Source organism: Mycobacterium sp. (genome assembly GCF_032162605.1).
Taxonomy (GTDB): domain Bacteria; phylum Actinomycetota; class Actinomycetes; order Mycobacteriales; family Mycobacteriaceae; genus Mycobacterium.
This window is the reverse complement of sequence record NZ_JAVROT010000032.1, coordinates 1-12,831: the sequence shown is the minus strand read 5'-3', so window position 1 is coordinate 12,831 and position 12,831 is coordinate 1. Positions and strand designations below refer to the sequence as shown.

At 67.1% G+C, this 12,831-nt stretch carries 12 protein-coding genes and 2 pseudogenes; 8 read left to right on the top strand and 6 right to left on the bottom strand.

What is annotated here, in order from left to right:
- The 5 genes and pseudogenes from QOI01_RS01545 to tpx form a co-directional block, all read left to right on the top strand.
- Positions 1-289 (top strand): annotated as a pseudogene (locus QOI01_RS01545) (hypothetical protein); the annotation flags it as partial.
- Positions 290-619: 330 nt separating this feature from the next.
- A complete protein-coding gene (locus QOI01_RS01540) occupies positions 620-1,678 on the top strand; it encodes a type III polyketide synthase (RefSeq protein WP_526377936.1) in 1,059 nt (352 codons plus the stop codon).
- A gap of 3 nt (positions 1,679-1,681) precedes the next feature.
- Complete coding sequence (locus QOI01_RS01535) at positions 1,682-2,191, top strand: isoprenylcysteine carboxyl methyltransferase family protein (RefSeq protein WP_526377934.1); 510 nt, start codon at positions 1,682-1,684, stop codon at positions 2,189-2,191.
- Complete coding sequence (locus QOI01_RS01530) at positions 2,188-3,204, top strand: NAD(P)/FAD-dependent oxidoreductase (RefSeq protein WP_526377932.1); 1,017 nt, start codon at positions 2,188-2,190, stop codon at positions 3,202-3,204. Before QOI01_RS01535 ends, QOI01_RS01530 begins: the two co-directional genes overlap by 4 nt.
- A 62-nt stretch (positions 3,205-3,266) precedes the next feature.
- Positions 3,267-3,761 (top strand): thiol peroxidase, encoded by a 495-nt coding sequence (tpx, locus tag QOI01_RS01525; RefSeq protein ID WP_526377930.1) that lies wholly within the window; start codon positions 3,267-3,269, stop codon positions 3,759-3,761.
- Positions 3,762-3,765: 4 nt separating this feature from the next.
- Here tpx and tenA read toward each other — a convergent pair whose 3' ends face one another.
- Positions 3,766-4,443 carry a thiaminase II gene (gene tenA / locus QOI01_RS01520; RefSeq protein ID WP_526377928.1) on the bottom strand — a complete coding sequence of 226 codons (678 nt, stop codon included), beginning with the start codon at positions 4,441-4,443 and terminating at the stop codon, positions 3,766-3,768.
- Between the two features lie 233 nt (positions 4,444-4,676).
- Here tenA and ripD point away from each other — a divergent pair, with 233 nt between their 5' ends.
- Positions 4,677-5,273 (top strand): NlpC/P60 family peptidoglycan-binding protein RipD, encoded by a 597-nt coding sequence (gene ripD / locus QOI01_RS01515; RefSeq protein ID WP_526377926.1) that lies wholly within the window; start codon positions 4,677-4,679, stop codon positions 5,271-5,273.
- On the opposite strand, the pseudogene QOI01_RS01510 reads toward ripD, so the two are convergent.
- Positions 5,263-5,457 (bottom strand): annotated as a pseudogene (locus tag QOI01_RS01510) (hypothetical protein); the annotation flags it as partial. The gene ripD and the pseudogene QOI01_RS01510 sit on opposite strands and share 11 nt — an antisense overlap.
- A gap of 75 nt (positions 5,458-5,532) precedes the next feature.
- Here QOI01_RS01510 and QOI01_RS01505 point away from each other — a divergent pair.
- Positions 5,533-6,558, top strand: coding sequence for an NADP-dependent oxidoreductase (locus tag QOI01_RS01505; RefSeq protein ID WP_526377924.1), 1,026 nt, complete (start codon positions 5,533-5,535; stop codon positions 6,556-6,558).
- A 64-nt stretch (positions 6,559-6,622) separates the two neighbouring features.
- Positions 6,623-8,476, top strand: a complete 1,854-nt coding sequence (locus QOI01_RS01500) for a fatty acyl-AMP ligase (RefSeq protein ID WP_526377922.1) — start codon at positions 6,623-6,625, stop codon at positions 8,474-8,476.
- Here the strand turns inward: QOI01_RS01500 and QOI01_RS01495 are convergent.
- From QOI01_RS01495 to QOI01_RS01480, 4 genes are all read right to left on the bottom strand, one after another.
- Entirely contained in the window at positions 8,449-9,762 is a 1,314-nt protein-coding gene (locus tag QOI01_RS01495; RefSeq protein ID WP_526377938.1) for an acyltransferase family protein, read from the bottom strand. The two genes, QOI01_RS01500 and QOI01_RS01495, sit on opposite strands and share 28 nt — an antisense overlap.
- A 4-nt stretch (positions 9,763-9,766) precedes the next feature.
- Complete coding sequence (locus tag QOI01_RS01490) at positions 9,767-10,240, bottom strand: YdcF family protein (RefSeq protein WP_526377920.1); 474 nt, start codon at positions 10,238-10,240, stop codon at positions 9,767-9,769.
- Positions 10,241-10,344: 104 nt separating this feature from the next.
- Positions 10,345-11,514 (bottom strand): LLM class flavin-dependent oxidoreductase, encoded by a 1,170-nt coding sequence (locus tag QOI01_RS01485; protein ID WP_526377918.1) that lies wholly within the window; start codon positions 11,512-11,514, stop codon positions 10,345-10,347.
- A gap of 10 nt (positions 11,515-11,524) precedes the next feature.
- On the bottom strand, positions 11,525-12,831 hold a 1,307-nt coding region (locus QOI01_RS01480; protein WP_526377916.1), incomplete at its 5' end, for an LLM class flavin-dependent oxidoreductase.

Genomic DNA, 12,831 nt, shown 5'->3' with positions numbered 1-12,831 from the left:
TGATGGTGCAGGCGCGACCGTTCCCGGTGCAGGCGTGCAGGCCGGGCCTGATGGTGCAGGCGCGATCGTTCCGGGTGCTGGCGTGCAGGCCGGGCCTGACGGGACGGGAGCGTTCGTTCCTGGTGCTGGCGCGCAGGCCGGGCCTGACGGGACGGGAGCCTTCGTTCCTGGTGCAGGCGCTCAGGCAGGACCTGGCGGAGCATCGGTGGACGTGCCGAACGGCGGCGCCACCGCCGGACCCGGCGGCGCCACGTTCTGCGTGCCGGGCTTCTGTGCCAATGCCGGCTAGCTGACCGCCGCACAGCTCACACGATCCGCCCAAGGTGATCACCGATCACCTTGGGCGGATTGCATGCGTAGGGTTGGGATGCCTGCGTAGAGGTTCTTTCGCGTTCCGTCCGTGAGGGCGTAGACAAGTCATCAATTGTTGACATAGCCCAAGCCATCGCTTACGGTGATCTAAGTCATCGGCTGTTGACATAGCGGATCGGGTACCGAGTCGGCGTGACTCATCGCCTAGACGCTACGAACCAGGAGTGACCAATGGCGCCAACTCCGGATTGCAAGCCCCGTGAACCAACGGGTCCCGGGTGTCGTGTCTATGACGAGGAGTGTGCCCATGAGTGTTATTGCCGCCGTACGTGGAGAACTACCCGAACGCCGCTATACCCAGTCCGAAGTGACCGAGGCCCTGCTGGCGATACCCGGTTACGGAGAGCACGCCGAGGCCATCCGCAAGCTGCACAGGAGTGCGAAGGTCGACAGTCGCCATATGGTGCTTTCGCTGGAGGATTATGCCGGTCTGGATGACTTCGGCAGGTCGAATGACCTCTTCATCGAGCACGCCGTGGAATTGGGCTGCGCCGCGCTTTTGGGCGCGTTGGAGGATGCGGGTCTGCAACCGTCGGACGTCGACGTGATCTACTCGACGACGGTGACCGGGTTGGCGGTGCCGACCTTGGACGCCCGCATCGCAGGAAGGATCGGGCTTCGCCCGGACGTGCGAAGGGTGCCGATGTTCGGACTGGGGTGCGTGGCGGGGGCCGCGGGGGTCGCCCGGCTCAACGACTATCTGCGTGGCGCACCCGATGATGTCGCGGTGCTGCTCGCGGTGGAGCTGTGCTCGCTCGTACCCAAGAACGATCCGTCGATGGCCACCGTGGTCGGCAGCAGTCTGTTCGGCGATGGGGCAGCGGCGGTGGTCGCGGTCGGTGACCGTCGCGCCGAGCAGATCGGCGCGTCGGGTCCGGAGATCATCGATTCGCGCAGCCACCTCTACCCCGACTCGCTGCGCACGATGGGGTGGGACGTCGACTCGAGCGGCTTTCGGCTGGTGCTCTCACCTGACGTGCCGAAGGTCGTCGAACGCTATCTCGATGATGACGTGACGAGTTTCCTTGGCAGCCATGGCCTGGACATCGAGGATGTCGGTGCCTGGGTGAGTCATCCCGGTGGTCCGAAGGTCATCGAGGCGATCACCGCGACCCTCGGCTTGCCCGACGATGCGCTCGAACTGACCTGGCGGTCGCTGGCCGAGGTGGGCAACCTGTCCTCGGCATCGGTGCTGCACGTGCTGCGCGACACCATCGCCAAGCGGCCACCGGCGGGCAGCCCGGGTGTGCTGATGGCGATGGGCCCGGGGTTCTGCTCCGAGCTCGTCCTGCTGCGCTGGCGGTGACCCGTGCTCTGGTATGTGCTTCTGATCGTCGCAATCACAGCGGAGCGCCTCGCTGAACTCGTGGTGTCCAAACGCAACTGGGCGTGGAGCCGGGAGCGCGGCGGCACCGAGTTCGGCACCGGGCACTATCCCGTCATGGTGGTTCTGCACACCGCACTGTTGGTGGGATGCCTGGCGGAGGCAATCGGCCTGCACCGGCCGTTCATTCCCGCTCTGGGGTGGCCGATGCTGGCCATCGTGGTGGCCGCCCAAGGGCTGCGCTGGTGGTGCATCACCACGCTCGGCCCGCAGTGGAACACCAGGGTGATCGTGGTACCGGGCGCGCCACGCATCACCGGCGGGCCGTATGGCGTGATACCCCATCCGAACTACGTCGCGGTCGTCGTCGAGGGCATCGCCCTGCCGCTGGTGCACACCTCGTGGATCACCGCACTGGTCTTCACCTTGCTCAACGCGGCATTGTTGAGAACGCGGATCAACGTGGAGAACGCCGCGCTCGCGAGCCTGAGGTGATCGACCTGCTGGTCGGCGGCGGCGGACCGGCAGGACTGGTCACCGCGCTGTACGCCGTCAGGGCTGGACTCGAGGTGGTCGTCGTCGAACGTCGCCGCGGGTCCCTGGACAAGGCGTGCGGCGAAGGCATGATGCCGCACACCCTTGAACATCTGGCACTCCTCGGCGTGGCCCCGCCGGGCAGGAGGCTGAACGGGATCAGCTACGTCGACGGCGACCGCCGAGTCGACGCGACGTTCCGCGCGGGCACGGGGCTCGGTGTGCGCAGGACGGTGTTGCACGCAGCGCTGCGGGATGCCGCCGACGCCGCAGGCGTGCGTTTCGTCCACGATGGCGTCGGCGACATCACGCAGGATTCGACATCGGTGAGTGCCGGGCAGTTGCGAGCCAGGTATCTGGCGGCGGCCGACGGACTGCACTCACCCATCCGGCGTGCGATGGGCCTGTCTCAGCCGTGCGGTGGCCCCCGCCGATGGGGGATCCGTCGTCATGTTCAGATCGCGCCGTGGACAGACTCCGTCGAAGTGCACTGGGCCCCTGGCGCCGAGGCCTACGTGACCCCCGTGGCCGATGACTGCGTCGGCATCGCGATCCTCAGCTCGTCCCGTGGCGGGTTCGACTGCCACTTCGAGGAATTCCCGGCGTTGAAGGCGCGGGTGGGCGGTCACGCGCACGGGCCCGACAGGGCTGCGGGGCCGCTTCGGCAGAAGGCGCGCAGCCGGACCGCGGGCCGGGTCATGCTCGTCGGCGATGCGGCCGGTTACATCGACGCGCTCACCGGCGAGGGCATGGGGCTGGCGTTCGGAGCCGCAAAACTTCTGGTGAACTGCGTTGCCGCCGACCGCCCCGGCGACTACGACCGGCAGTGGCGCCGAGAGACCCGTCGCTACAGGGTGCTGACCTCGGCGCTGGTCCTGGCAGGCGTCCACGCGCCGATCCGGGCACGCATCGTGCCCGCCGCCATCGCGCTGCCGCGGGTCTTCGCGACAGCGGTGAACCAACTGGCCTACTGATTCGCATCGTCGAGGCGGACCCCGGGCCGCGCACCCCCCGCCGTTCTTGGCAGACTGTGCGCATGGCACAGATAACTTTGCGCGGAAACCCCATCAACACGGTCGGCGAGCTGCCCGCCGTCGGAGCACCGGCCCCCGCATTCACCCTCACCGGAACCGACCTCGGCGCGGTCACCAGCGAGCAGTTCCGTGGTAAGAGCTTGCTGCTGAACATATTTCCCTCCGTGGACACGCCGGTGTGCGCAGCCAGTGTGCGGAAGTTCAACGAGCGAGCCGCTGCGAGCGGCATCACCGTGCTGTGCGTGTCCAACGATCTTCCGTTCGCGCAGAGTCGGTTCTGTGGTGCCGAGGGCATCGAGAACGTCACGACGGCTTCGGGGTTCCGTGACAGCTTCGGTGCGGACTACGGCATCGCCATCGCTGATGGCCCCTTCGCCGGATTGCTCGGTCGTGCCGTCCTGGTGGTCGGCGCGGACGGAAACGTCACGTACTCAGAACTGGTGCCCGAGATCGGTCAGGAGCCGGATTACGACGCGGCGCTGGCAGCGTTGAGCTGACAGCTCAGACGGGCCAGTCCTCGCGCCGGTAGGCGGCGTCGAAGAACATCCACTCGTAGCGTGCAGTCGTCGCGAAGTGGGCACGGGCCACTGTCTCTTCGGCCAGGTTCAGCTCGAGCCCGATCTGGTCGGTGAGGGCCAGGACCTGGGCAACGGTGGCGGCGAAGTCGTCGCCGCCGTAGCTGTCGATCCACCTTTGGAACCGGGGATCGGGCGAACCACGTTCGACCAGTGCCTCGCCGACGCGCGCGTAGATCCAGTAACAGGGCAGGACTGCGGCCAACCCGTCGGCGAAGCTCCCGCCGTAGGCGGTGGCGAGAAGGTAGCTGGTGTAGGCCCGGGTGGTCGGCGTGGCGCGAGTCGCGTCGACTGCGGCGGCGTCGAGACCGAGTGCGGGCAGCAGGATGCCATGCAGACTCAACTCGACGTCGTACACCTCTGCGGCGTGCCTGGCGAACATCGCGGTGTCGGCGAGGGTGGCAGCCTTCGCGCCGACGATGGCCAGTGCGCGGGCGTAGTCGCGCAAGTAGTGCACGTCCTGGGCGACGTACTGAGCGAAGACGTCTGCGTCCAGGGTGCCGTCGGTCAGCCCGGTCACGAATGGATGGGCGAGGATCGCCGCAAACGTCGGCTCGATCTCGTCCCACAGCCGCGTCGACCAGGTCCGTGTTTGGGTGCTCATGGCTTTGCAACCTACCCGTGGGCGGTCGCGCCCTTGACTGCGGCCCGTGGCGCGAGCGGAAACTCTGCATCACCGTACGGTCACGGTATGGCGGCTCATTGGCCTTGGGGCACGCAGCAATTGGGCCATCGACGTTGCAGGTAGTACAAAGTGAATCGAGTTGATTACGTCGACGAATGGACCAACCTCGGTGTTGAGTCTGGAGCCTGGAGTCGGAGAGAGATGGAATTTCGATGAGACGCACCTTCGCCCTCGTGATCGGTCTGGCCATGTTGATGACCACCCCGGGTCTCGCCGCTGCTGACCCCTACCAGCGGCCCGCGCGCAACCAGCAGGCCGTCGACTTCGTGATCAACCGCGCGCTCTCGCAGCGCGGGGTTCCCTTCTCCTACGGCGGCGGTAACGCCACCGGGCCCACCCTTGGCTCCGACACGCGAGTCGAGACCCTGGCGACCGAGCAGCGCGCAAACACTCCGGTTACCGCTCCGGGTGTCGCCATCTTCGGCTCCGCCCCAGGTTCCACCATCCTCGACCCGGCGCCGGCCCCCAGCGTCGTCGGGTTCGACGCCTCGGGGATTGTCGTCTACGCCTTTGCGGGCGCCGGGATCAAGTTGCCACGCTCGTCGGGCGAGCAGTACAAGGTCGCCCAGAAGGTCGCGCCGGACCAAGCTCTCCCCGGTGACTTGATCTTCTACGGCCTCGATGGAGCCCAGAGCGTTGCACTGTTCTTGGGGAACGGACAGATGCTGGAGGCCAGCGACCCCGTGGTCAAGGTTTCGCCGGTCCGCACCAACAACATGACTCCCTACCTCGGCCGCATCATCGCTTGACGTTGCCGTTGACGTTGCGGTAATCAGCCGAGCCAGCGCGAGGCCAGGTCGGTTGGTGCCCATGCCGGCCATGCGGGTTGAGTGCGACCATGGTGACGCCGCGTGCCGCGAGGACGCGACCATAGTCGGTGCGGGCGAGGTTCTCCTCGATGCCCGCAGAGATTTCGGCGTTGAAGACCACGCCTCCGCCGACTCGTCGGAAGAGCCAGGATCCTGCTTAACGCCCGAAGCGGCTTGCGCCTTCGGTAGTTTCAGCACCGTGCCTGACCCGACGAACCGCCAGATCCTGTTGCGTCGCCGCCCCATCGGGCTGGTTGAGCCCGCCGACACAGAGCTGGTCACGTCACCGGCACCCGAGCCGGCAGAGGGTGAAGCGCTGGTCCGGGTGACGTATGTCGGGATCGATGCCGCGGCACGGACGTGGCTCAACGACCAGCCGGGCTATCTGCCACCCGTGCAGTTGGGCGAAGTGATCAGGGCGGCAGGCATCGGTGAAGTGGTGGCGTCACGGTGCGACGCCTACGCAGTGGGCGACGTGGTCACCACCCTGACGGGCTTTCAGGAGTACGTGATCGTCCGCGACGACGTGTTTTGCACGCCGGTCACCGGCATGGACGACGTCGACCAGCCCGCGGTGATGTCGATCTACGGCCCGACGGGCGCCACCGCCTACTTCGGGATGAATGACATCGGTAGGCCGCAGGTGGGGGAGACCGTGGTCATCTCGGCCGCGGCAGGAGCCACCGGGTCGGTGGCCGGCCAGATCGCCAAGATCGCGGGCGCGCGCGTGATCGGCATCGCGGGCGGACCGCGGAAGTGCCACGTGGCCGTCGAGGACTTCGGGTTCGAGGCCTGCATCGACTACCGCGAGGGCAATCTGGCGGCAGCACTCAAGCAGCACTGCCCGAGGGGCGTCAACGTCTACTTTGACAACGTCGGTGGCCCGATCCTCGACGCCGTGCTGGGCCGTCTTGCCGCCAAGGCCCGGGTCGTGTTGTGCGGCGTCATCTCCAGCTATCTGACCGGCGAGCATCCCGGTCCAGCGAACTACGTCAACATCCTGGCGAAGACCGCGACGATGCAGGGGTTCAACGCACTCGACGAGTGGGGCCGGTTCGATGAGGCCTTCGCCGCGCTTCGCCGCTGGGAGGCAGACGGGCTGCTCGCCCACCGCGAGACCATCTACGAGGGCATCGAGTCCTGTGTCGACGCCCTCAACGGATTGTTCACCGGGGCCAACATCGGCAAGATGCTGGTCAAGGTCGGCGAACCCACTACTGCCTGAGCGGCCTGTGTTGCCCTCGGCGCACCCGGCCTTGCGGTAGAGGATCGCTCCCTAGAATGCTGGTATGGATCGCGGTTCTCAGGGGGAGTCCGTCATTCCAGGTGGCCTGCTTCGAATCGAGGACTGCCTTGACTCCGAAGGTGGCGTCGCGCTGCCGGCGGGTGTCACATTGCCCTCACTGGTCGATCGCAACATCGCGCACGTTGGTGACTCCGTGGCCTATCGCTACCTGGACTACGCCCGCTCTGCCGACGGTGTCGCCCATGAACTGACCTGGGCCGAACTCGGTGTTCGCATGCGAGCCATCGGTGCACGTCTGCAACGGATCGCCGCTCCGGAAGACCGGGTGGCGATCCTTGCGCCGCAAGGGATCGACTACGTCGCCGGATTCTTCGCGGCAATCAAGGCGGGAAACATCGCGGTGCCGTTGTTCGCACCCGAATTGCCCGGCCACGCCGAACGTCTCGATACGGCTCTTCGCGATTCACGGCCGACCGTCGTCTTGACGACTAGTGCGGCGGTCGACGCCGTCGAGGAGTTTCTGAACAAGCTTCCGCGGGTCCGCAGGCCCCTGGTCGTCGTCATCGACCGGATACCGGACCCCGACGAGAGCGGGTTCGTCCCCGTTGAAATGGGCGTCGATGACATCTCGCACCTGCAGTACACGTCGGGTTCGACCCGACCCCCCGTCGGTGTCGAGATCACCCATCGGGCGGTCGGCACGAATCTGATCCAGATGATTCTCTCGATCGATCTGCTGGACCGGAACACCCACGGCGTCAGCTGGTTACCGCTGTACCACGACATGGGCTTGTCGATGATCGGCTTTCCCGCCGTGTACGGCGGACACTGCACCCTGATGTCGCCGACGGCGTTCATCCGTAGGCCGCAGCGGTGGATTCGGGCGTTGTCCGACGGGTCGAGGAACGGTCGCGTGGTCACTGCCGCACCCAACTTCGCCTACGAGTGGACGGCACAGCACGGCCTACCCGGGCCCGACGACGACATCGATCTGAGCAACGTCGTGCTGATCATCGGCTCCGAGCCGGTGAGCATCGACGCCATCAACTCCTTCAACGAGGCGTTCACGCCGTACGGACTACCGCGGACGGCCATCAAGCCCTCGTATGGCATCGCAGAGGCAACGCTGTTCGTCTCGACCACCGATCCCGCCGCCGAGGCGACGGTGGTGTACCTCGACCGCGACCAGCTGGCCGCCGGTCATGCGGTGCGTGTCGCCGCCGATGCGGCGGACGCGGTGGCGCAGGTGTCGTCGGGCCAGATTGCGCGCAGTCAGTGGGGCGTCGTCGTCGACCCCGACACCAGCGACGAGCTGTCCGACGGGCAGGTAGGCGAAATGTGGTTGCACGGCAACAACATCGGTCGCGGATACTGGGGGCTGCCCGACGAGACCCGGCGAACGTTCGGCGCGACGCTGCGGTCCCGGTTGCACGCGGGCAGTCACGCCGACGGCTCGCCGATCGGGGCGAAGTGGCTGCGGACCGGTGATCTGGGGGTCCATCTCGACGGTGAGCTTTACATCACCGGCCGAATCGCCGATCTCGTCGTGATCGACGGCCGCGCCTACTACCCGCAGAGCATCGAAGCCACCACCGCGGACGCCTCGCCCGCCGTTCGCCGGGGATACGTGGCGGCATTCTCGGTGTCGGCGGCCGACCTGAAGGATTCCGATGGCGACGGCGACTGTCTGGTGATCATTGCAGAGCGTGCGGCGGGCACCGGCCGCACCGATCCGCAGCAGGCGATCGAGGCGATCCGAGCGGCCGTCGCAGATCACCACGGCCTCTCCGTTCACGACGCGCGCATCCTGCCTGCTGGCGCCATCCCGCGCACCACCAGCGGCAAGCTCGCCCGTCGGGCGTGCCGGGTTCAGTACCTCGACGGCAACTGGGGCTGAGTCGATGAAAAACCCTGGGGAGCAAGGGTTGTGACGCTCAACAGACCGATCCCCACGGCAAGGAACAGTGCCTCGACGGTCGGAAAACGCCCCTCCGGGGCGAATCCGTAGACGGCGAGCCCCGCCAGCGCGATCGTGGACGTCACGATGCCGACGACGAGTAGCGGCGCTGCGCACCAACGGGGCAGCGGGATCACGGTCGTCGGCAGTGCCCGGTCGGTCACCGGTCGCGCCAGCCCCACCAGAGCCAGTTCAACCGCGGTCACGACCGACAGGATCGCCAGCCATACCAGCCGGAACAACCACCACGAAGCCGTTCCCGGCTCGGGCTGGGGGAGCAGGCCCGCCGGGTAGGCCACCAGAGCGACCACCACGACGGGAACCATCTGCCACAGGTAGAGCGCCATCACGTTCCGATTCGCCGCGGCCAGCGGCCGGCGCACACGGGACCGCGTCAGCCGGCGAGTCACTGCGGGCGCCACCGCGACCAGGAACCCGGCCTGCGCCGCACTGAACGCGAGCAAGGCCATGTTGGGCGGAAAGTTGTTCTGCGCGGTCGCCCCCGGCGCACCGACCATGCTGACCGGGTAACACCGCAAACCCAGTAGGGTCGCCAGCACGACGACGCTCGCCACGGCGAGAATCACCGGCCGCCTTCCGCGCAATGCTCCACCGCGCCAACAGATGCCGATCTGATAGACCGCGGCCCAGCACAGAACGTAGTTGGCGGCGCCCAACCCGGCCACGTCGGTGATCCGCGCAGCCACGTCGACTGCCGCGACCGCAAGCGTTAGGACGACCGGCACCAGCAGTCCCCATCTGCCGTGGGCCGCCATCGCCGCAGGAGTCAACGCGACCACGACGAGGTAGACGGGCACGAACCACAGATGCATGGCGGCCGCCCACCCCCCGAACGCCAGTGCCGAACGCCCGACGTCCGCGAGCTCGAGCACCGCGACCACGAGCAGCGCCGCGATCACGTACACCGTGGTCGGCCCCAGAATTGTGCCCAGCCGACGTCGAACCCACTCCGTCCACCGCCGGCCACCGGCCTCGTGCCAATGCGTCCACGACGTCGCGCTGGCGTAGCCGCCCACCAGGAAGAACACCGGGACCACTTGGAACACCAGGGTCAGCCACTGTGTCCATGGCAGGACGTCCAGGGGATAGTCGTTGCCGAACCGGCCGTCGTGGTAGGTCACCGCCGAGACGAGCCAGTGCCCGATCACGACGAACGTCACGGCGACCACCCGATACAGGTCGGCCGACAACTCGCGTGCCTGCATCGTCTCAGCCTCCGACGCCGACGAACGGACTGATGGCGTCACGTGCGAATTGGACGACGTTGACGCCGGGATCACCGTCCGGGTAGCTCACCGTCGAGAGGAGGTTGCCGCCGGCGTCGGCGAAGTCTCCGTCGGCGCGACCCTGAAGCGTCGTCGACGTCACCAGGATGATGCCCGAGGTACCCGCCTGCTTCGCCAACGGCACCGAGAGCTGGGCGTTCTGGACGGTGCTGTTGGCCCTGTCCTCCACGATGATCCTGTTGTCGGGAAAGCCGAGCAGCAACAACATCTTTCGCATCTGTTCGGCTTCGGTTCTCCCGCTCTGTGGGTTGCCGCCGGTGACGATGGCGGGCTTCGAGAAGTCCTTCACGTCCGGTGGTGGCGGGCCTGCCTGGGCAATGGGTGCAACGAAACCGCCGAGTGCGATGGCGGCGCCGAGGGCCATCGCACCGGCAACCGTTCTCCATCGGCGTCGCATGGACCCTCCGCATCTGGTGTGACAGATGAGTCCCATGTTACTGCCGGGGCGGCCGTCCCCCCTTTAGCGCTTGGCTGCGGCGTCCTTCGCAGTGGCCGGCGCACTCACCGAACGGCGCTGACGAACGGGATCGAGGCGGGCGCCACATCCACGCGGCCGGCGTCGAAGAGTCCGCGTTCGCGCAGGATCGGCACGATGCCCTCGCCGAACCAGAAGAGCTCTTCGAGATGCGGGTAGCCGGAGAAGATGAACTCGTCGATCCCGGCCTCCGCGTACTCCGCAATCCGGTCGGCGACGTCGGTGTGACTGCCCACGAGTGCCGTGCCCGCTCCGCCACGAACCAGACCGACACCGGCCCACAGATTCGGCGCGACCTCGAGACTGCGCGCGTCGTTCCAGGAGCCGTCGGCGCGGTTGGCTTCGTGCAACGCTCGCATCCGGCGCTGCCCCTCGGACTGGCTGCGACTCAGGCCTGCCTGCGCCGAGCGAACCGTTTCATCGTCGAGCGCGCCGATCAGCTTGTCTGCCTGCGACCACGCCTCGTCGGCGGTGTCACGTGAGATCGTGTGAAGTCGGATGCCGAAGCGCACCCGGCGGCCCTGCTCATCGGCGAGCGCGCGGATCCACTCCACCTTCTCGCGAACGGCCGCAGGCGGCTCGCCCCAGGTCAGGTACACGTCGGCGTGCCGTGCCGCGACGGGACCTGCAGCGGCCGAGCTTCCGCCGAAGTACAACGGCGGCAAGGGATTCGGCAGCGTTGCCAACGACGCCTCTTCGACGTTGATGTGCGCGCCATCCTTCGTTACGGTCTCGCCGGCCCACAACCGGCGGACGACCTCGAGGAATTCGTCGCACCGTTCGTAGCGCGCGTCCTTGTCCAGGTGATCGCCGAAGGCGCGCTGCTCGTGCGCTTCACCGCCGACGACGACGTTGAGCAGGATTCGGCCGGGGGCGTGTCTGGCGAAGGTGGCCGCCATCTGCGCAGACAGGGTGGGGCTGACGAGTCCGGGACGGAACGCGACCAGGAATGCCAGCGAGATAGTCTCGCGGGCGAGGAGTGCGGCGGTGACGAACGCGTCCTCGCACCACGCGCCGGTGGGGATGAGGGCGCCGGTGAATCCGAACGACTCGGCGGCCCGGACAATCGAGGCGAGATAGTCGATCGACGCGTCGCGGTCGCTGTGCGCGGCGCCTGCCGGTGTGCCGTGGCCACCGCCGACGATGTTCCGGCTGTCGCCGTAGGTGGGCAGGAACCAATGAAGTTTCACGGGCACGGAGGAGCTCCTATCTACTGGCCGTCGGCTGCGAGGCTATCGAAGCGGACGACGACGGCACAGTGGACGGGCGCTCGATGATGGTCGACGACGGACCACCGACCCGGTAGGTCGACCCACGGTGTTCGTCGGGAAGTCGGTCACCGTGACCGAAGAGCTTGTTGCGCAACGTCCCTGGGGCGTACTCCGACTGATAGGCGCCGCGGGCGGTGAGCACCGGCACCACGTGCTCGATGAAGTCGGCGAATGTTCCAGGGGTGATCGCGTAGGCCAGGTTGAAGCCGTCGACGTCGGTTTCGGAGACCCACTCCTGCAGTAGGTCGGCCACGCGGGATCCCGAACCGACGATGAGCGGTCCGATGCCGCCGATCTTGCCCCAGTTGGCGATGTCGCGGACTGCCCATTCGCCTCCATCGGGGTCGGCGGACTGGAACGCCTTCACCGCAGACAGGATCGCGTTGGAGTCCACGTTGCCGATCGGCTCGTCGAGGCCATAGCGCGCCAGATCGACGCCCATCCAGCCGGACATGAAGACCAGCGCACCCTCCGGGTCGCCGTAGGACAGGTACTCCACGTGTTTGGCGCGGGCCTCGTCATCGGAATCCGCTGTGATCACGGTCGTCAGGTTGAAGATCTTCGCGGAGTAGGGATCCCGCCCGGCCAACTCCAGCTCGCGCCGAATCGTGGTGATCGTCTCGCTCAGAATCGCCTTGGTGGGGGCGGCGGTGAAGATGGCCTCGGCGTTTTCGGCGGCGAAACGGACGCCGCGCGCTGACGCCCCCGCTTGGAAGATCACCGGGGTTCGCTGTGGTGACGGTTCGGAGAGGTGGATTCCCGGCACGTTGAAATGCGTTCCGGCGTGCCCGATGTGATGCACCTTCGCCGGGTCGGTGAAGACCCCGCTCTCGCGATCGCGGATCACCGCGTCGTCCTCCCAGGACCCCTCCCACAACTTGTAGAGCACCTCGAGGTACTCGTCGGCGTGGTCGTAGCGAGCGTCGTGGGCGGGCTGATCGGTCTGCCCCATGTTGCGGGCCGCCGCCGGTAGATACCCGGTGACGACGTTCCACCCGACGCGCCCGTTGGTGAGGTGGTCGAGGGTGGAGATCCGCCGCGCGAACGGATACGGATGCTCGAACCCGGTGCCGGTGGTGATTCCGAATCCCAGGTTCTCGGTGACGAGCGCCATGGCGGACACCAGCAGCAGCGGGTCGTTGACCGGGACCTGGGCGGCCTGTCGGATGGCGGCTTCGTCGCTCGCGCCGTAGACGTCATACGTGCCGAGAACGTCGGCGATGAAAAGGCCGTCGAACCTGC